Raw genomic sequence first — 19,803 nt, forward strand, 5'->3', positions numbered from 1 at the left:
TCAGGACACCGCGCCGTTGATCACGGGCTTGTCGATCATGCCCTCTTCGAGGCCCCAGTTCGCGGCGATCTCCTTGTACTTGCCACTTTCGATCAGATGCTCGAGCGCCTGCAGCAGCGACTGTGCCAGCGGCGAGCCCTTCTCTACCGGCCAGCCGTAGGGGGCGGCCTCGAACGTCTCGCCGGCCTGCTCCAGCTTGCCGCCGGTCTGCTTGATCGCGTACAGCGTCACCGGCGAATCCGCCGACATCGCCTCGGCCTGGCCGAGGACGACGGCGTTGGTGGCGGCGTCCTGGCTGTCGAACGGCACGATCTCGATGGCCGGCTTGCCCTCGGCGACACACTTGGCACTCTTTGCCGGCAACTCATCGGTTTCCTGGTAGGTGGTTGCCTGCACAGCGACCTTCTTGCCGCAGGCATCCTCCGGGTTGACGGAGCCACCGGCAGGTTGGGCCCACAGCGTGCCCGCGGAGAAGTAGGTGACGAAGTCGACCTGCTGCTCACGCTCTTTCGTGTCGGTGAACGACGACATACCCACGTTGAATGTGCCGCCCTGGATCGACGGGATGATCTTGGCGAAGTCGGCCTCGCGGTACTCGGGCTCCAGGCCCAGGGTGCCGGCGACGGCGTTCATCAGGTCGACGTCGAAGCCGACGATCTCGCCGGACTCGTCCTTGAACTCGTTCGGTGCGTAAGGGATGTTGACACCGATGATCAACTTGCCGGACGCCTTGATGGCCTCCGGGACGGTGTTGGCGATCTCCTCCACGGCCTCGGCCGGTGCGGCCGCCGTCGGGGACTCTTCACCACCGCTCGGTTCCGAGCTCGAACAGCCCGACAGGGCCAGGGCGCCCGTCGCGGCGAACAGGGCCGCGATGCGCCAGACTTTGGTCCGGCGGTCTTGGATTCCACCCAACACGGTTTGCCTCTACTTTCTCTTTCCGAGCCGTCACGGTCTGTCCGTGGACATCTCCAGCCAAGGACGTTAACGACCGATGATCCAGCGCGCAGCGCCGGTAACGGAACAGTAGTGGAGCCGTAACGTGGAGGCAGGGGAACGCGCATCTGGCCGGTGTCGTGGCCGTTTGGCCGGTCCGCGGCACACCCTGACCGAACCGTCAATATAGGGCGCGCCGGCCACGCCATGTGAAACACTTTGCCCATGCAAACCCCTGCTCCCCCAAGCCTGTTGCAGCACCTGTGGAAGTCGACCCTGGTCTCCGGCGTACTGGCCACCGGTCTGGGCATCGCCGTGGTGGCCTGGCCGGGTATCTCGGTGCTGGTGGCGGCGATCTTCTTCGGCGCCTATCTGCTGGTGACCGGTATCGCCCAGGTGGTCTTCGCGTTCAGCCTGCATGTCTCGGCCGGTGGCCGGGTGTTGCTGTTCATCAGCGGTGCGGCCTCGGTGGTGCTGGGTGTACTGGCCTTCCGCCAGTTGGGCAGTGCCGTGCTGCTACTGGCCATCTGGGTCGGTATCGGCTTCATCTTCCGCGGCGTGGCGACCGCCGTTTCGGCGATCAGCGATCCGACGCTGCCCGGCCGTGGCTGGAACATCTTCCTCGGTGTGATCAGCCTGATCGCCGGCATCGTGGTGCTGGCCTCGCCGTTCGAGTCGATCGGCACGCTGGCACTGGTCACCGGCATCTGGCTGATCGTCATCGGCGTCATGGAGATCGCCACCGCGTTCGGCATCCGGTCGACGTCGAAGAAGCTCGACGAACCGGCACCGGCTGCGCCTGCCGCGCCGGCAGCACCGCCGGCCGAGCCGACCGAACCCGCTGCCCCCGCCGCGCCCGTCGAATCGAAGTAATCCGCACCACGATCCCGCGCGTGCGGACCGGAGGTCTACTACACTCTGTCGTAGTCGAGCAACGGAGCTCAACCCGCAGCCCGGGAGATGGTGCATATGGACGCGTTGGACGTCGCACGGTGGCAGTTCGGGATCACCACCGTGTACCACTTCATCTTCGTGCCGCTCACGATCGGTCTGGCACCGCTCATCGCGGTGTTCCAGACCATCTGGGTGATCACCGACAACCCCGCCTGGTATCGGTTGACGCGGTTCTTCGGCAAGCTCTTCCTGATCAACTTCGCCCTCGGCGTGGCCACTGGCATCGTGCAGGAATTCCAGTTCGGAATGAACTGGAGCGAATACTCCCGCTTCGTCGGTGACGTGTTCGGTGCGCCGTTGGCCATGGAAGGGCTGATCGCGTTCTTCTTCGAATCGACCTTCCTCGGGCTGTGGATCTTCGGCTGGACCCGGCTGCCGAAACTGGTTCACCTGGCCTGCATCTGGATCGTGGCCCTGGCCGTGAACGCCTCGGCCTTCTTCATCATCGCCGCCAACTCGTTCATGCAGCACCCGGTCGGCGCGCGCTACAACCCGGAGACCGGCCGCGCCGAGTTGACCAGCATCGTCGAACTGTTCACCAACAACACTGCGCTGGCGGCCTTCCCGCACGCCGTCGCCGGCGCGTTCCTGGTCGCCGGCACCTTCGTAGCCGGTGTCTGCACCTGGTGGATGGTGCGCAACCCCGACGGCGAGGACGCACGGACCATGCACCGGCCCGCCGCGATCCTGGGGTGCATCGTCGCCTTCATCTCGGCCGCTGCGCTGGCCTACACCGGTGACGTCCAGGGCAAGCTGATGTTCCAGCAGCAGCCGATGAAGATGGCCTCGGCCGAATCGTTGTGCCACACCGAGACCGATCCCTACTTCTCCATCCTGACAGTCGGGACGCACAACAACTGCGACAGCGTCACCCACCTCATCGAGGTGCCCTACGTGCTGCCGTTCCTGGCCGAGGGCAAGTTCACCGGGGTGGAACTACAGGGTGTGCAGGACCTGCAGGCCTCCTACGAGCAGAAGTTCGGTCCGGGGGACTACCGGCCGAACCTGTTCGTCACCTACTGGTCCTTCCGCGCCATGATCGGGTTCATGGCGGTGCCAATGCTTTTCGCGTTGACCGCGCTGTGGATGACACGCGGCGGCCGGATCCCCCGGCAGCGCTGGCTGGGCTGGTTCGCCCTGGTGACACTGCCCACCCCGTTCCTGGCCAACAGCGCCGGGTGGGTGTTCACCGAGATGGGCCGCCAACCCTGGGTGGTGGCCCCCAACCCGACCGGCGATCCGGTGCTGCGACTGACGGTGTCCCAGGGCGTCTCCGACCACTCGGTGGCCACCGTGCTGACCTCGCTGGTGGTGTTCACCGCGATCTACGCCGTGCTGGCGGTCATCTGGTTCTGGCTGATCCGCCGCTATGTGGTCGAGGGCCCACTGGAACACGACACCGAACCCATCCCACCGACACCACCCGGTGAGGACGAGGTCAAACCGCTCTCGTTCGCGTATTAGGAGGCGCGCCATGGACCTTCAGATCTTCTGGTTCATCACCCTGGCCGTGCTGTTCGTCGGCTTCCTGGTGCTGGAGGGCTTCGACTTCGGGGTCGGCATGCTGATGGCCTTCTTCGGACGTTCCGCCGCCCGCGTCGGGGGTGACCCCGAGAAGCACCGCCGCGCGGTGCTCAACACCATCGGCCCGGTCTGGGACGGTAACGAGGTCTGGCTGATCACCGCCGGCGGCGCGATGTTCGCGGCCTTTCCGGGCATGTACGCGACCATGTTCTCCGGGCTGTACATGCCCTTGCTGGCCATCCTGTTCGCCATGATCGTGCGTATCTGTGCCATCGAATGGCGCGGCAAGGTCAACGACCCGCAGTGGCGCCGCTGGGCCGATATCGGGATCGCGGTCGGGTCCTGGGTGCCCGCGGTGCTGTGGGGTGTCGCCTTCGCCTCGCTGCTGCGTGGTCTGCCCGTCGACGCCGACCATCAGATCGACCTTGGCTTCGGCGATGTGCTCAATCCCTACACGCTGCTCGGCGGGGTGGCGACCTGCGGGCTGTTCCTACTGCACGGCGCCGTCTTCATCGCACTGAAAACCGAAGGAGCGGTACGCGTCGAAGCCCGTCGCTACGCCACCCGGCTGGCGCTGCCGGTGACCGCCGCCGTCGGCGGCTTCGGGTTGTGGACCCAACTCGCCTACGGCACCCACTGGACCTGGATCGTGCTCGGTGTCGCGGTGGTCTGCCAACTCAGTGTGGTCATGCTGGTGCTGTCCGACGGCGGTGACGGCTGGGCCTTCGCACTCACCACCGCCGTCGTGACCACCGTGGTGACCCTGCTGTTCGGCAGCCTGTACCCGGACCTGATCCCCTCGACCCTGGACCCGGCGTGGAGTCTGACGATCGAGAACGCCTCGTCCTCGCCGTACACGCTGCAGATCATGACCTGGGCAGCCCTGCTGGTCACCCCGCTGGTGCTGGTCTACCAGGGGTGGACGTACTGGGTGTTCCGGCAACGTATCTCGGCCGACCGGATTCCGGATCCCGCGGGTCTGTCACCGCGTATACCGTGACTCCGCGCCCAGCCGCCGGACTACCCCCGACCCCGGGCATCCGTCGCTACCTCGCGGCGATGGTGGCCTACGGCGTCATCATCGCCGCGGCCACCATCGCGTCGGCGGTGATACTTGCCCAGATCGTCGCCGGCATCATCACCGACCCGGCCACCCGCACCCTGGGCCAATGGAACACCCACCTGTGGGCCCTGGTGGTGGTGTGGACCATTCGGGTGCTCGCACAACGACTTCAGGCCACGCTGAGCCAGCGGGCGGCGACCGCCGCGATCGGCGACCTGTCCGCCCGGGTACTACGCACCGTGACCGCAATGCCGCCACACCGCCGCCAGCAGGTGCTCGGCGAGGCGACGGTGGTCGTGACCCGTGGACTCGACGGCCTGCGACCGTATTTCACCGGTTATCTGCCCACCGTGGTGCTGGCCGGCATCCTCACCCCCGCAACGGTTGTCGTCATCGCCGTCGCCGATCTGCAGGCCGCCGCCGTGGTCGCGGTGGCGCTGCCGTTGATCCCGTTGTTCATGGTGCTGATCGGCAAACTCACCGCCGACCGCTCGGCCGCCGCGCTGACCGCCATGACGACACTGCAGTCGCGGCTGCTGGACCTGGTCGCCGGCCTGCCGACCCTGCGGGCGCTGGGGCGCGCCGGCGGACCCGCCGATCGCATCGCGACCCTGTCTGCCGCACACCGCCGTTCGGCCATGGAGACGCTGCGGATCGCCTTCCTGTCGGCCGCGGTGCTGGAGCTGATCGCCACCTTGGGGGTCGCACTGGTGGCGGTCAATGTGGGGCTACGTCTGGTGTTCGGCGAGATGACCCTGGTGGCGGCACTGACCGCGCTGCTGTTGGCTCCCGAGGTGTTCTGGCCGTTGCGCCGCGTCGGCGTGCAGTTCCACGCCGCCCAGGACGGTAAGGCCGCCGCCGATGCCGCGCTGGCCCTGCTGGAATCGGCACCCGCACCCCCTGCCGGCACCCGTCGGGTGCCCGAGTCCGCGATCGCGATCACGTTGGATCGGGTGAGCGTGCTGGGCCGCGACGGTGCCGCACCGGACGGGCTCACCGCCGATATCCGGCCCGGCCGGGTCACCGTGCTCACCGGACCCAACGGCACCGGCAAGAGCACGGCCGCCGCGACGGTGCTCGGGCTGGTCTCCCCCGACGCCGGGCAGGTGCGGATCGACGGTGTCGACATCGCCGAATTGGATCTGGCGCAGTGGTGGACGCGAGTGGCCTGGTTGCCGCAGCGTCCGGTGCTGCTGCCCGGCACGGTACGCAGCAACCTCGAACTGCTCGGTCCGCTCGACGATATCGACACCGCCTGCCGGGCAGCGGGTTTCGCCAGCGTACTGGCCACGCTGCCAGATGGCCTGGACACCGTGATCGGGCGCGGCGGTACCGGACTGTCACTGGGACAGCGGCAGCGACTCGGCCTGGCGCGCGCACTCGGGTCGGCCGCCCCGGTGCTGCTGCTCGACGAGCCGACCGCGCATCTGGACGCCGACGCCGAAACCCTGGTCCTGGAATCGATCACCGCGCGTGCCCGCGCCGGTGCCACCGTGGTGGTCATCGGCCATCGGGCCCCGGTGCTGGCGATCGGCGATCAGGTGATCCGGCTGGGAGGTCTGGTCGATGTCCAACCGTGAGATGTCCAACCGTGAGATGTCCAACCGTGAGATGTTCAACCTGCTGCGGCCGCGCCTGCCCCGACTGTTGCTGGCGGTGCTGTTCGGCACGCTGGCGCTCGGCAGCGCGCTGGCCCTGGCCACCGTCGCGGCCTGGCTGATCACGCGGGCCTGGCAGATGCCCCCGGTGCTGGACCTCACGGTTGCCGTGGTCGCGGTCCGCGCCCTGGGCATCTCGCGCGGCGTGTTCAGCTACTGCGAGCGCCTCGCCATCCACGATGTGGCGCTGCGGGCGGCCGGGCACGCCCGGGTGGGCCTCTATCGCCGGCTGGCCGACGCCCCGCCGGAGGCCGTATTGCGCTTGCACAGCGGTGATCTGGTGTCGCGGGTCGGCAATTCGGTCGATCAGGTGGCCGACATGCTGGTGCGGGCGGTGCTGCCGATCTGCGTCGCGGTGGTGTTGTCGGTGGCGGCCGTCGGCGTCATCGCTCTGATCTCGCCGGCCGCCGCGCTGGTGCTTGCGATCAGCCTGCTGATCGCCGGGGCGCTGGCGCCGTGGCTGGCCGGGCGCGCCGCCGGGGCAACCGAGGCGGTGGCGACCCGGCACCACGGCGCACGGGACAGCGCCACCCTGATCGCCCTGGAGCATGCGGCCGAACTGCGCGTCGCGGGCCGGCTCGACGAGGTGATCAGCGCATCCGAACGCGAACACCGCGAGCTCGGTCACGCCGAGGACCGGGCGGCGGCACCGTCCGCCACCGCGGCCGCGGTGTCCACCGCGGCCCTCGGTGTGGCGGTGCTCGGCGCGGTGGTCATCGGCATTCTGCTGGCCGATCACACCGCGCCGACATCGCTGGCGATCCTGATGCTGCTGCCGTTGTCGGCGTTCGAGGCGACCACCGCGCTGCCCGGCGCCGCCGCGGCACTGGTGCGTGCCCGGCTGGCCGCAGCCACGCTGGCCGACCTGAGCGCGCCCGACCCCGGCGCCCGCAGCCGCCCGACCGTGGACACGGTGCCGCTGGGCACCGCTGACCGGCTGGCGATCGTCGGGCCCAGCGGTTGCGGCAAGACCACCCTGCTGATGGAACTTGCCCGCAGATATCCCGAATCGCCGGTCACCGCGGCCTTTTTCGCCGAGGACGCGCATCTGTTCGACACCACCGTGCGGGACAACCTACTGGTCGGGCGAGGTGACGCCGACGACGCCGAGCTGCTGGCCGCCCTCGGTGAGGTGGGGCTCGACGACTGGCTGGCGGGGCTGCCCGAGGGCCTGGACACCGTCCTCACCGGTGGGGCGGCCGCCGTATCGGCCGGGCAGCGGCGGCGGCTGCTGCTCGCCCGCGCGCTCATCACCGACTTCCCGATCGTGCTGCTCGACGAGCCGACCGAGCATCTCGACGAGCGCGACAGCGACCGGATCATCACCGCGCTGCTCACCCCCGGCGGGATGTTCGCCGCCGACCGGACCGTGGTGGTGGCCACCCACCATCTGCCCGAGCACCTCGACTGCGCGACCATCCGGCCGGAGTCGGTGCGCGGTTGATACCCGCTGCAGCCGTTTTCGCGTGTCGATTTGTCTACGTGACTACAGCCAGGTAGCGCGGCAAGCGAACTTGCCTGAAGCCGGGGCGATAGACGGTGCGATCCGGTGTCGATCTGAAGCGCACCGCACCGCAGGTAATCTTTCTCCCATGTCGCACCCGCCCTACCTGTCGGCGCCACCGCAGCCAGGCCCGCCCGCGGCCGGGCCACGCAACGGTGTGGGTACCGGGGCTCTGCTGACCGCGGTTGCCGCACTGGCCTTCTCGTGGAGTGTCCTCGGTGGCATCGTCGGCGGAATCCTGGCCGTGGTGTTCGGTTTCGCCGGTCGCGGCCGGGCCCGGCGCGGTGAGGCCGACAACGGCCCGATCGCCGCCGCAGCCATCGGGCTGGGCGCCCTGGCCGTCGTCGTCGGGATCGTCGCCGTCCCGATCTGGGCGGGTTTCCTCGGCGACGCCGGGGTGGGTGACTACGTCACGTGCATGGAGTCGGCCTACACCGACCGGACTGCCCAACAGCAGTGCGAGAACGAGTTCCGCGACCGCATCGAGGGATTGTCCGGACTGGGTGCCGCGCGTCCCTAACCGCCACTCGGGAAGTGTTTGACGATCCCCTCCTGCACGACGGTGGCCAGCACCTCACCATCGGTGTTGAAGAAGTGTCCATTGCTGAGCCCGCGGGAATCGGCGGCCACCGGCGAGGTCGTGGAGTACAGCACCCACTCGTCGAACCGGATGGGCCGGTGGAACCACACCGAGTGGTTCATGGTGACGGCGAAGATCCGGTCATGACCCCAGGACAGACCATGGGTGGTGATGATCGAGTCCAGCACCGTGGTGTCCGACGAATAGACCAGCGCCGCCGCATGTAGCACCGGATCGTCGGGCATCGGCGCCTCGGCGGTCATCCACACCCGGTTGTGCTCCAGGCGGCCGCCCTTGTCCCGCATGACCCAGGCCGGATCGTTGGTATAGCGCCACTGGATGGGTTTGAGTGCCTCGACGAACAGCGGCACCGTCTCCTCGTAGCCGACCAGCAACTCGTCGATGGTGGGCAGCCCGTCCGGATCCGGCACCTGAGGTACCGGAACGTTGTGTTCCAGCCCCCGCCCACCGGCCAGGTGCGATACCAGCGCGGTGCCCAACAGCACACCGTCCTGGGTGACGTCGACCCGGCGGTTGGCGAACCGACGCTCGTCACGCAACCGAAAGACCTGGAATTCCAGGTCTTTCGCGGGATCACCGCCGGCGATGAAGTGCATCGACAGCGCGCTCGGCGGCAGCTTCGCCGACACCGTGCGACTGGCCGCCACAAAGGCCTGCGCCATCATCTGGCCGCCGAAGGTGCGGATCGGATTACGGCTGGGGTGGGTACCGGTGAAACTGTCGGTACCTGCAGGCGTGAGGTCCAGGACCGTCAGCAGTTCCTCGAGATGCTCTGCCGACAAGTCTGTTCCTCCCTAGTGGTCGTCCTCGCCGATCCGGTGTACGTGGATCAGGTTGGTCGAGCCTACTGTGCCCGGGGGCGCACCTGCGACGATGACCACCAGGTCGCCGCGCTTGTAACGGCCGAGGTCCAGCAGGGCCTGGTCGACCTGCCGGATCATGCCGTCGGTGGTCTGCATGTGCGGGACGATGAAGGTCTCGGTGCCCCAGGTCAGTGCCAACTGGCTGCGCACCTCGGGCAGTGCGGTGAAGGCCAGCAGCGGCAGCGGGGTGTGCAGCCGGGCGAGCCGCCGCACGGTGTCACCGGACTGGGTGAACGCGACCAGCGCCTTGGCCTCCAGCCGCTCACCGATATCGCGGGCGGCGTAGGAGATGACACCGCGCTTGGTGCGCGGGACGTGCGTCAGCGGTGGCGCCTCGGTGGAGTTGGACTCGACCGCCCGCACGATGCGCGCCATGGTGCGCACCGCCTCCAGCGCGTACTTGCCGACCGAGGTCTCACCGGACAGCATCACTGCGTCGGCGCCGTCGAGCACCGCGTTGGCGACATCGGAGGCCTCCGCGCGGGTGGGCCGGGAGTTCTCGATCATCGACTCCAGCATCTGGGTGGCGACGATGACGGGCTTGGCGTTCTCGCGGGCCATCTGGATGGCCCGCTTCTGCACCAGCGGCACCTCTTCGAGCGGGAGCTCCACGCCCAGGTCACCGCGGGCGACCATGATGGCGTCGAAGGCCAGCACGATCGCCTCGAGGTTCTCGATGGCCTCGGGCTTCTCCAGCTTGGCGATCACCGGGACGCGGCGGCCGACGCGGTCCATCACCTCGTGCACCAGCTCGATATCGGCGGGTGACCGGACGAAGGACAGTGCCACCAGGTCGACGCCGAGGCGCAGCGCGAACTCCAGATCGGCGATGTCCTTCTCGGACAGAGCGGGCACCGAGACGTTCATCCCGGGCAGCGACAGGCCCTTGTTGTTGCTGACCCGGCCACCCTCGGTGACCTGGCACACGACGTCGTTACCGTCGATGTGCTCGACGACCAGCCCGACGTTGCCGTCGTCGACCAGCAGGCGGTCGCCGGGTTGGGCATCCTGGGCCAGCTGTTTGTAGGTGGTGGACACCCGGTCGTGGACGCCGATGCAGTCCTCGACGGTGATCCGGACCGTCTCGCCGGTCTGCCACAGGGTGGCGCCGGTGTTGAACCGGCCCAGTCGGATCTTGGGCCCCTGCAGGTCGGCGAGGATGCCGACGGCCCGGCCGGTGGAATCCGATGCCGCCCGAACACGCTGGTAGGACAGCTCATGGTCGGCATGGTCGCCGTGGCTGAAGTTCAGCCGGGCGACATCCATCCCGGCCTCGACGAGGTCGCGCACCGTCTCGTCGGTGGACGTTGCCGGACCAAGGGTACAGACGATTTTTCCGCGTCTACTCACGTCGCATGAGCATAGTCGTTGATCGATTCAGATGACGATTCAGATGGGGTTGTTCAGACGTTGTTGGTTCAGACGGCGGCGAGCGGCAGGGCACCGGGGCGCACCGGGGCGGGCAGCTCCGACTCCCCCATCAGGTAGGTGTCCACCGCATGCGCGGCGCTGCGGCCCTCGGCGATCGCCCAGACGATCAGCGAGGCGCCGCGGTGGGCATCCCCGCACACGAACACGCCCGGCTCGTCGGTCTGCCAGTCCGAACCGCAGGACAGCGATCCGCGCTTGTTCAGGGTGAGCCCGAGCCCGTCGAGCAGCGGCATGGGCTCGACGCCCTCGAATCCGATCGCCAGCAGCGCCAGATCGCACGGGATCTCGATGGGCTCGCCGACCGGGGTGATCTGCCGGCGGCCGTGTTCGTCGCGGGTCACCTTGACCTCGGCGATCTGCATGGCCCGCACGTTTCCGTGTTCGTCCCCGACGAAGCGTTGTACGGCCACCTCGAAGCGACGCGCACCGCCCTCGGCGTGCGCCGGCGAGGTGCGCAGCAGCAGCGGCCAGGTCGGCCACGGGGAGCGCGCATCGTCGCGGATCTCGGGCGGCTCAGGGTTGTAGTCGAGCTGGGTGACCGAGATCGCGCCCTGCCGGTGTGCGGTGCCCAGGCAGTCCGCACCGGTGTCACCACCGCCGATGATCACCACATGCTTGCCGGCAGCGGTCAGTTCGGCCGCGCCGTCACCCTCGCACTCCTTGTTGGCCTGCACCAGATGCTCCATCGCGAGGTGGACCCCGTTGAGATCACGCCCCTCGACCTGGTTGTCCCGCCCGCGCAGGGCGCCGACCGCCAAGACGATCGCGTCGTGCTGGGCCCGCAGCGCCTCGATCGACAGATCCACCCCGACCTCGCAGTCGGTGACGAATCGTGTTCCCTCGGCGCGCATCTGGCTCAGTCGTTGATTCAGCGTGGCCTTTTCCAGCTTGTACTCCGGGATGCCGTAACGCATCAGTCCGCCGATGCGGTCGTCACGTTCGTACACGGTGACCTCGTGGCCGGCGCGGGTCAGCTGTTGGGCAGCGGCCAACCCGGCCGGGCCCGAACCCACCACGGCCACACTGCGTCCGGTGGCGATGGCGGCAGGTTGCGGCCCCACCGCGCCGGTCAGCCAGGCGTGGTCGACGATGGTCTGCTCGATACGTTTGATGGTGACGCTACCGCCGGTCTTGTCCTCGGCGATGGACAGCACACACGCCGCCTCACACGGCGCCGGGCAGAGCCGGCCGGTGAACTCGGGGAAGTTGTTGGTGGCGTGCAGGCGGTCGATGGCGGCATCCCAGCGGCCGCGTCGGACCAGGTCATTCCATTCGGGGATCAGGTTGCCCAGCGGGCAGCCCGCAGTCCCGGAGTGGCAGAACGGGATACCGCAGTCCATACAGCGGCGGGCCTGCTGGGACACCTCGCCGGCCCGCTCGGCCATCGGGGTGCTCTCGTACACCTCGTGCCAGTCGCCGACACGTTCGTCGACCGGGCGCTTGGCGGCGTCGAGCTTGCGGACCCGCAGGAACCCGTTGGGATCAGCCACGGCTGGCCTCCATGATGGCGGTGTCCACATCGCGTCCTTCGGCTTTGGCCATCCGGGTGGCGCGCAGCACGCGCTCGTAATCGGTCGGCATGATCTTGGTGAATTGCGCACTGCGCCTGGGCCAGTCGGCCAGCAGCGACACCGCCACGGTCGACTCGGTGACCTGGGCGTGCCGGGTCACCACCTCGTGCAGCCAGCTCAGATCCTCGGGATCGAGGCGCTGCAGGGCCACCATCTCGGTGTTGACCTTCGCCGGGGCCAGACCCAGCACGAAGGCGATACCGCCGGACATGCCTGCGGCCATGTTGCGTCCGGTGTCACCGAGGACCACGATCCGGCCGCCGGTCATGTACTCGAAGGCGTGATCGCCCACGCCCTCCACGACGGCCAGCGCGCCGGAGTTGCGCGCACCGAACCGCTCCCCGACCCGGCCACGCAGGAACAGTTCACCGGCCGTCGCGCCGAACAACAGCGTGTTCCCGGCGATCACATTGTCCTCGGGAAGGAACAGCACATCGTCGGGCGGCCGGACGATCACCCGGCCCCCCGAAAGCCCCTTGCCGACATAGTCGTTGGCGTCACCGATCAGGTCCAGGGTGACCCCGGGCGGCAGGAATGCGCCCAGAGACTGGCCGGCCGACCCGGTGAGCGTGACGTGGATGGTGTCGTCGGGCAGGCCGGCGGCACCGTAGCGGCGGGTGACCTCCGAACCCAGCAGGGTGCCCACCGTGCGGTTGACATTGCGCACCGGCAGTTCCAGCCGGACCGGATGCGCATCCTCCAGCGCTCCTTCGGCCAGTGCCACCAGCGTCTGGTCCAGGGCCTGCGCCAGACCGTGGTCCTGATCGCGGACCCGGCGGCGCTGGGTCAGTTCGGCGCCGTGTGTATCGGTCGGGACGGCGAAGATCGGCGTCAGATCCAGGCCGCTGCTCTTCCAGTGCGCGACCCCGACTGCGGTGTCCAGCATGTCGACCCGGCCGATCGCCTCGTCGAGACTGCGGAAACCGAGTTCGGCGAGCATCCCGCGGATGTCCTCGGCAATGAATCGGAAGAAGTTCTCCACGAACTCCGGTTTGCCGTTGAACCGGGCCCGCAGTTCGGGGTTCTGGGTCGCCACGCCCACCGGGCAGGTGTCGAGGTGGCAGACCCGCATCATGATGCAGCCGGCCACCACCAGCGGTGCGGTCGCAAAACCGTACTCCTCGGCGCCCAGCAGCGCGGCTACCATGACGTCACGGGCGGTCCGCATACCGCCGTCGCACTGGACGGTGATGCGGTCGCGTAATCCGTTGAGCACCAGCGTCTGTTGGGTGTCGGCCAGGCCGATCTCCCAGGGGGCGCCTGCGTGTTTGAGGCTCGTCAACGGGGCCGCTCCGGTACCGCCGTCGTAGCCGGAGATCAGCACGACATCGGCATGCGCCTTGGACACCCCCGCCGCGACGGTCCCGACACCGACCGAACTGACCAGCTTCACGTGGACGCGGGCCTGATCGTTGGCGTTCTTCAGATCGTGGATCAGCTGGGCCAGATCCTCGATGGAGTAGATGTCGTGGTGCGGGGGCGGCGAGATCAGGCCGACACCCGGGGTGGAATGCCGGGTCTTGGCGATGTTCGGGTACACCTTGTAGCCCGGAAGCTGCCCGCCCTCACCTGGTTTGGCACCTTGGGCCATCTTGATCTGGATGTCGCTGGCGTTGACCAGATAGTCGCTGGTCACCCCGAAGCGACCGGAGGCGACCTGTTTGACCGCGCTGCGGCGGGTCGGATCGTAGAGCCGGTCGGTCTCCTCACCGCCCTCGCCGGAGTTGGAGCGGCCACCGAGGTTGTTCATCGCCACGGCCATGGTCTCGTGCGCCTCGGCCGAGATGGACCCATAACTCATGGCACCGGTGTTGAACCGGGTCAGGATGGATTCCACCGGTTCCACCTCGTCCAGTGGTACCGGGGTGCCCGCCTTGAACTCGAACAGGCCGCGCAGTGCGCCGCCCTCGCGGGCCAGTCGATTCACCTCGTCGGAGTACTGGCTGAACACCTCGTAGCGGCCGGTCCGAGTCGAATGCTGGAGCAGGAAGACCACTTCCGGGCTGAACAGGTGCAACTCGCCGTCGCGGCGGAACTGGTACTCACCGCCCACCGACAGCCGCCGGTGTGCCCGTTCGGTCGGGTTCTCCGGGTAGGCGCGACGATGTCGGAACCGGACCTCTTCGGCCAACACATCCAGCCCCACACCGCCGAGTTGCATCGGGGTACCGGTGAAGTATTCGTCGATGACCGCACGGTCCAGGCCGATCGCCTCAAAGGCCTGCGCACCGGTGTAGGAGGACACCGTCGAGATGCCCATCTTGCTCATCACCTTGGTTACACCCTTGCCGAGCGCCTTGAGGTAATTGCGCACCGCCGCAGCAGGCTCGATACCGGTGAGCTCGCCTTCGCGGATCAGATCCTCGATGGATTCGAAGGCCAGGTAAGGGTTGACCGCCGCCGCACCGAAACCGATCAGCATCGCGATGTGGTGCACCTCGCGGGCGTCGCCACTCTCGACGACCACTGCGACGCTGGTGCGTTCCTTGGTGCGTACCAGGTGATGGTGTACCGCGGCGACCGCCAGCAGCGACGGGATGGGTGCCCGGGTGTGATCGGAGTCGCGGTCCGAGATGACCAGTGTGCGAGCACCTTTGGCGATCGCCTCACAGGCCCGCAGCCGCAGCTCCTCGAGTGCCTCGGCCAGTCCTTCGCCGCCGCGCTCGACGTCGTAGAGCGCCCGCAGCACCGCGGTACGCAGACCGGGCTGCTCGCCGTCGGCGTTGATGTGCACGATCTTGTTCAGGTCGTCGTTGTCGAGTACCGGCCAGCCGAGCATGATCTGGCGACACGATGCGGCCGTCGGCTCCAGCAGGTTCTGCTCGGGACCCATCACCCGGCCCATCGAGGTGACGACGGCCTCCCGGATGGCGTCCAACGGTGGGTTGGTCACCTGGGCGAAGAGTTCCACGAAGTAGTCGTAGAGCAACTTGGACCGTTGCGACAGCACGGCCAGCGGGGTGTCGGTGCCCATCGAGCCGAGCGGTTCGGCGCCCGAGGCCGCCATCGGGGTGAGCAGGATGCGCAGTTCCTCCTCGGTGTAACCGAAGGAGACCTGCCTGCGCACCACCGATTCGTGATTGGGTTGCACCCGAGCGCGATCGGGCAGTGTCTTGAGATCGAGCAGGCCGGAGTGCAGCCACTCACCATAGGCCTCGGCGCCGGCCAGCTGGTCCTTGATCTCGTCATCGGAGACGATGCGTCCGGCGGCTGTGTCGATCAGGAACATCCGGCCCGGTTCCAGGCGACCCTTGGCCACCACCTGGGCGCTCGGCACGTCGAGCACACCGCTCTCGCTGGCCAGGATGACCCGGTTGTCGATGGTGCGCCACCACCGACCCGGCCGTAAACCGTTGCGGTCCAGCACCGCTCCGACCACGGTGCCGTCGGTGAAGGTGACACAGGCGGGACCGTCCCACGGCTCCATCAGCGAGGCGTGGAACTGCCAGAAGGCACGTCGCGCGGGATCCATGCCTGCGTTGTTCTCCCAGGCCTCTGGGATCATCATCAGCACCGCATGCGGCAGGCTGCGACCACCGAGGTGCAGCAGTTCCAGCACCTGGTCGAACGATGCCGAATCGGAGGCATCCTTGGTGCAGATCGGCGAGAGGCGGCTCAGATCGCCGGCAATCAACGTGCTGTCGAGCTTGGCCTCGCGGGCGTGCATCCGGTTGCGGTTGCCGCGCACGGTGTTGATCTCACCGTTGTGCGCAACGAACCGGAACGGATGCGCCAGCGGCCAGGACGGGAAGGTGTTGGTCGAGAAGCGGCTGTGCACGATGGCGATGGCGCTGGCGCAGCGTTCGTCGCGCAGGTCCGGGAAGAACAGCGGCAGCTGCATGGTGGTGAGCATGCCCTTGTAGGCGATGGTCCGACTGGACAGCGAGGCGAAGTACACACCGAGATCGGCGGATTCCGCGCGCTTACGCAACGGGTAGACCTGACGGTCCAGATCGATGCCGCCGCTGCCGTCGGGCGAGGCGATGAACAGTTGGGCCATGTAAGGCATACAGCCCAGCGCGGTGGTGCCGACCTCTGCACCCTCGGGATCGATCGGAACGGCGCGCCAGCCAAGGACTTCCAGGCCTTCCTCGACGGCGATCTCCTCGATACGGGCACACGCGGAATCCCGCTCTGATTCGTCCTGCGGCAGGAAGCAGATGCCTGCGGCAAAGGTGTTGCAGCCCTGAGCACTCGGCGCGGGCAGTGCGAAATCGACCACCGCGGTGAGCAGTTCGACCGGCAACTGCAACAGGATTCCGGCACCGTCACCGCTGTTGGGTTCAGCACCGGCGGCGCCGCGGTGTTCCAGGTGTTCCAGCGCCGTCAGCCCGTCGGTGACGATGTCATGCGAACGGCGGCCGCCGATATCGGCGATCATGGCGACGCCGCAGGAATCGGATTCGTTGTCCGGGTCGTAGAGGCCCTGAGCTTTGGGGAGCGCCGAAAACAGCAACCGACTAAACCTCCGCAGTCTTCGTGGTGATGATCGAGGGACTGCGTCGGCCCGAAACCGCATTGTATCAGCGGTGCACGGTTACTACCCGGGAAGAAATGTCGGCACCAGCGGGAAACCCGGTAGATTGCGCACCACGGTCCAGACCAGCAGCGCGACGATCACGGTGACCGTCGCCGCGGGTGGCATCAGCGTGCGGCCCTGGCGCCGGCGCATCGCCAGCCAACCCAATAGCGCCGGGATGGCGATCAACAGAAACAGGTTGTCGGTCACGGCCGCGGCTAAGTCGCCGTGCAGCACGTCGTGGGTCATCCGCAGCCCACCACAGGCCGGGCACTCCCAGCCCGTCAGCGCGCGGAACGGGCACGTCGGAAAGAAACCGGGCCGGTGCGGGTCGCCGAGGCCGATATAGGCCAGCGCGCCCGCGACTCCGATTCCGGCGCCGATGACACCGACGCGGGCGGCCGTCGCGCTAGGTGCCATCGCGCAGCGGGCGCCCATGTGGGTCGCGGACCCGGTCGGTGAGGATCAGGATGGCGTCGATCAGACCCCAGATGACCGCGCCGATGCCACAGGTCAGAATCCCGACCAGCAGCTGGGCGATGCCGAGGCCGGTGTAACCCAGGTAGATGCGCCCGATCCCGACGAGCCCGAACAGGCCCAGCAGCTGCAACAGGCCGGCGACGGTCTTGGACTTGTCCGAGAACGGCTCACCGGTCATCGGGTGGCGGCCGTACGGCGCCATCGGGTCGTACTGGGCGCCAGGGTATGGGGGCGTCGGATACGGCGGCGGGTACTGCGGGGGCAAGTTGCCCGGCGGCGGACCGAAACTGCCCGGGTCCGGGGGCGGCGGCGGGTACTGCGGATCGGTCATGAAATCAGGATGCCAGATGGTTGATGTCGCGGCGGTGACGCCATGAGGACTCCCACTGTTGCGGGTAACAGCGTTGCAAGAGCTCCATCATGATGGGCACGGCCGTCGACGCACCCGGCGATGCACCCAATAGACCGGCCATCGAGCCGTCGCCGGAGACCACGAGTTCGGTGCCGGATTTGAGGGCACCGACACATTCCGGATCGGGCACCACCAGCTGCGCGCGCTGACCCGCCGGAACCAGTTCCCAATCCGCCCCGTCGGCGTCCGGGTAATAGCTGTTCAGCTGGTCGAGCTGGTGTCGTCGGGAGGCCAACAGCTGCCTGATCAGGTACCGGATGAGGGGACGGTTGTGCCAGACGGCGGCTGCGAGGGTCCGCAGGTTGTGCGGCCGCAGTGTGCCGAAGAAGTCGGTCACCCTGCCGTGTTTCAACAGCTTGGTACTGAATGTGGCGTACGGCCCGAACATCAGATATCCACGACCATCTACGACACGTTTGTCCAGATGCGGCACCGACATCGGTGGCGCACCCGTCGGCGCCTGACCGTAGACCTTGGCGTCATGCCGGTCGACGATCTCGGAGTTCGAGCAGCGCAGGAATGCCGCACCCACCGGCAGTACCCCATAACCACGGACTTCGGGCACCCCGGCCCGCTGCAGCAGGCGTAGGGCGTTGCCGCCCGCTCCGACGAAAACGCGGTCGGCGTCGAACTGAAAACGCCTACCGGCGATCCGCCAGCTGCCGTTGGTATTGCGCTTGAGTGACCGGACATGATGGCCGGTCCGCACGATTCCGCCGTTATCCGCGATGATACGCACCAGACCGCGCGTGAGCGCCCCGAAGTCGACGTCGGCTCCGTCGGGATGTCGGGTGGCCGCGACGGCTTGCCGAGGATCACGACCCGCCATGATCAGCGGCGCCCAACCCGCGATCGTCGCTGGATCTTCGGAGTACTCCAGTCCGTCGAATTCGGGCATCGAGCTCAGCGTCGAGTACCGCCTACGCAGGTATTGGACATCGGCGTCGCCGAACACCACCGATATATGCGGTGCCGGCGTCAGGAAACCGGGGGCGAGCAGTCCCGCGTCGACCAGTTGTGCCCACCAGAGTCGCGAGATCCGGAACTGGTCGGCCACCTCCACTGCGGCGCCGGCGTCGGCCGGATCGGGCATGTAGTTCAGCTCGCAGTACCCGGAGTGTCCGGTGCCGGCGTTGTTCCACGCGTTGCTGCTCTCGGTCGCCGGCCGCTCACCCCGCTCGACCAGCACGATGCGCCAATCCGGTTGTAAGACAGTCAGCATGGTCCCCAGCGTCGCCGACACGATGCCGCCACCGATGAGCGCGATATCGAAAGTGTCCATACGCTCAGGATCGACGGCGAACATTGATCCGTCCAATGAATGTTCGAGTGAGTATCATCCGTTAATGGATCAATGGGTGAGCCTGCTCGCGCCACAACTGCGCGCCCTCGACGAATTGGCTGCCCGTGATGGTCATATGACCCGGGCCGCCGAACGGTTGGCGATCCCGCAATCGTCGATGAGCCGACGCATCCACAGCCTGGAGAAGACACTCGGTGTTCCACTGATCGTCCAAGACGGCCGGACGATCCGACTGACGCCCGCGGCGGTGCGACTGGCCGCCCGTATCAGAGATCCGTTGCGCGCCCTGGATTCCTCGATAGAGGCGATCGCCGGGGAGGCCGACTCCGAGCACGGCGTGGTGCGATTCGGTTTCCCGCTGACAATGGGTTCCGGCCGACTCCCGACACTGATCGCGGAGTTCCACCGCCGAGTACCCGGTATCCGGCTGCAGATCAAACAGGCACACGGGTCAGAACTGGCAGCGGATCTGCGGTCCGGGGACTTGGACGTGGCGGTGGTCATCCCGGCCCCGGAAGACTTGAGATACGCAGTGATCGGCAGTCAGGCGATCCAAGCGGTGCTGCCGGCCGGACATCGATTGGCCCGCCGCCGCAGGCTTCGGCTGGCCGAGTTGCGCGATGAGACTTTCATTGCGAACCCGCCGTCCTACAATCTCCGGCGACTGACCGAAACATGGTGTCGAGACGCAGATTTCGAACCTGCTGTGACGCTGGAGATCACCGAGTTCGCCACAATCCGCGAGCTGATCGCCAGAGGCCTCGGCGTCGCACTGCTACCCCACGACGGCCGTGTCGCCGATGGCACCGCAGAGATCGCCCTGAGCCCTACCGGGTATCGGCGCGATATCACACTGGCGTGGGGTCCGACGGCCGCTTCGGCACCGAGCCGGCGGCTGCTCGGGTTCATCAAGGAGCGGTTCCCGGACGGGTCCAATGGAAGTGCTCTCGTCCGGCCGGGAAGTGCCGATCCCGAGTGATCAGC

15 protein-coding genes are annotated in these 19,803 nt (G+C 67.6%); 7 read left to right on the plus strand and 8 right to left on the minus strand.

From position 1 onward, the window contains the following. Positions 1 to 918, minus strand: coding sequence for an ABC transporter substrate-binding protein (locus tag ACLBYA_RS24250; protein ID WP_447711999.1), 918 nt, complete (start codon positions 916 to 918; stop codon positions 1 to 3). 243 nt (positions 919 to 1,161) lie between these two features. Here ACLBYA_RS24250 and ACLBYA_RS24255 point away from each other — a divergent pair, with 243 nt between their 5' ends. The 6 genes from ACLBYA_RS24255 (at position 1,162) to ACLBYA_RS24280 (ending at position 8,159) form a co-directional block, all read left to right on the plus strand. Further along, positions 1,162 to 1,809, plus strand: coding sequence for an HdeD family acid-resistance protein (locus ACLBYA_RS24255; protein WP_447712000.1), 648 nt, complete (start codon positions 1,162 to 1,164; stop codon positions 1,807 to 1,809). Positions 1,810 to 1,905: 96 nt separating this feature from the next. Continuing rightward, complete coding sequence (locus tag ACLBYA_RS24260) at positions 1,906 to 3,354, plus strand: cytochrome ubiquinol oxidase subunit I (RefSeq protein WP_447712001.1); 1,449 nt, start codon at positions 1,906 to 1,908, stop codon at positions 3,352 to 3,354. Between the two features lie 10 nt (positions 3,355 to 3,364). Further along, positions 3,365 to 4,414, plus strand: coding sequence for a cytochrome d ubiquinol oxidase subunit II (gene cydB, locus ACLBYA_RS24265; RefSeq protein WP_447712002.1), 1,050 nt, complete (start codon positions 3,365 to 3,367; stop codon positions 4,412 to 4,414). A gap of 38 nt (positions 4,415 to 4,452) precedes the next feature. Beyond that, positions 4,453 to 6,057: a thiol reductant ABC exporter subunit CydD gene (gene cydD, locus ACLBYA_RS24270; protein WP_447712051.1), complete on the plus strand. Its 1,605-nt coding sequence runs from the start codon at positions 4,453 to 4,455 to the stop codon at positions 6,055 to 6,057. After that, the gene (locus tag ACLBYA_RS24275) at positions 6,044 to 7,579 is read left to right on the plus strand and encodes an ATP-binding cassette domain-containing protein (protein WP_447712003.1); all 1,536 of its coding nucleotides are present in this window, start codon (positions 6,044 to 6,046) and stop codon (positions 7,577 to 7,579) included. Before cydD ends, ACLBYA_RS24275 begins: the two co-directional genes overlap by 14 nt. 148 nt (positions 7,580 to 7,727) lie before the next feature. Then, on the plus strand, positions 7,728 to 8,159 hold the full coding sequence (locus tag ACLBYA_RS24280) for a DUF4190 domain-containing protein (protein WP_447712004.1): 432 nt from the start codon (positions 7,728 to 7,730) through the stop codon (positions 8,157 to 8,159). Here ACLBYA_RS24280 and ACLBYA_RS24285 read toward each other — a convergent pair. The 7 genes from ACLBYA_RS24285 to ACLBYA_RS24315 form a co-directional block, all read right to left on the minus strand. After that, entirely contained in the window at positions 8,156 to 9,022 is an 867-nt protein-coding gene (locus tag ACLBYA_RS24285; protein ID WP_447712005.1) for an acyl-CoA thioesterase domain-containing protein, read from the minus strand. The genes ACLBYA_RS24280 and ACLBYA_RS24285 overlap by 4 nt on opposite strands. Positions 9,023 to 9,034: 12 nt before the next feature. Further along, positions 9,035 to 10,453 (minus strand): pyruvate kinase, encoded by a 1,419-nt coding sequence (pyk, locus tag ACLBYA_RS24290; protein WP_447712006.1) that lies wholly within the window; start codon positions 10,451 to 10,453, stop codon positions 9,035 to 9,037. Between the two features lie 68 nt (positions 10,454 to 10,521). Further along, positions 10,522 to 12,024: a glutamate synthase subunit beta gene (locus tag ACLBYA_RS24295; RefSeq protein WP_447712007.1), complete on the minus strand. Its 1,503-nt coding sequence runs from the start codon at positions 12,022 to 12,024 to the stop codon at positions 10,522 to 10,524. Continuing rightward, complete coding sequence (gltB, locus tag ACLBYA_RS24300) at positions 12,017 to 16,561, minus strand: glutamate synthase large subunit (RefSeq protein ID WP_447712008.1); 4,545 nt, start codon at positions 16,559 to 16,561, stop codon at positions 12,017 to 12,019. Before gltB ends, ACLBYA_RS24295 begins: the two co-directional genes overlap by 8 nt. A gap of 84 nt (positions 16,562 to 16,645) precedes the next feature. Then, on the minus strand, positions 16,646 to 17,044 hold the full coding sequence (locus ACLBYA_RS24305; protein WP_447712009.1) for a DUF2752 domain-containing protein: 399 nt from the start codon (positions 17,042 to 17,044) through the stop codon (positions 16,646 to 16,648). Further along, the gene (locus ACLBYA_RS24310; RefSeq protein ID WP_447712010.1) at positions 17,034 to 17,435 is read right to left on the minus strand and encodes an NINE protein; all 402 of its coding nucleotides are present in this window, start codon (positions 17,433 to 17,435) and stop codon (positions 17,034 to 17,036) included. The genes ACLBYA_RS24305 and ACLBYA_RS24310 overlap by 11 nt, the downstream gene beginning before the upstream one ends. Positions 17,436 to 17,439: 4 nt before the next feature. Beyond that, positions 17,440 to 18,798, minus strand: coding sequence for a malate:quinone oxidoreductase (locus ACLBYA_RS24315; protein ID WP_447712011.1), 1,359 nt, complete (start codon positions 18,796 to 18,798; stop codon positions 17,440 to 17,442). 64 nt (positions 18,799 to 18,862) lie between these two features. On the opposite strand from ACLBYA_RS24315, the gene ACLBYA_RS24320 reads away from it, so the two are divergent. After that, positions 18,863 to 19,798 carry a LysR family transcriptional regulator gene (locus tag ACLBYA_RS24320; RefSeq protein ID WP_447712012.1) on the plus strand — a complete coding sequence of 312 codons (936 nt, stop codon included), beginning with the start codon at positions 18,863 to 18,865 and terminating at the stop codon, positions 19,796 to 19,798. Positions 19,799 to 19,803 lie beyond the last annotated feature (5 nt).

This window comes from Mycobacterium sp. C31M (assembly GCF_053345865.1).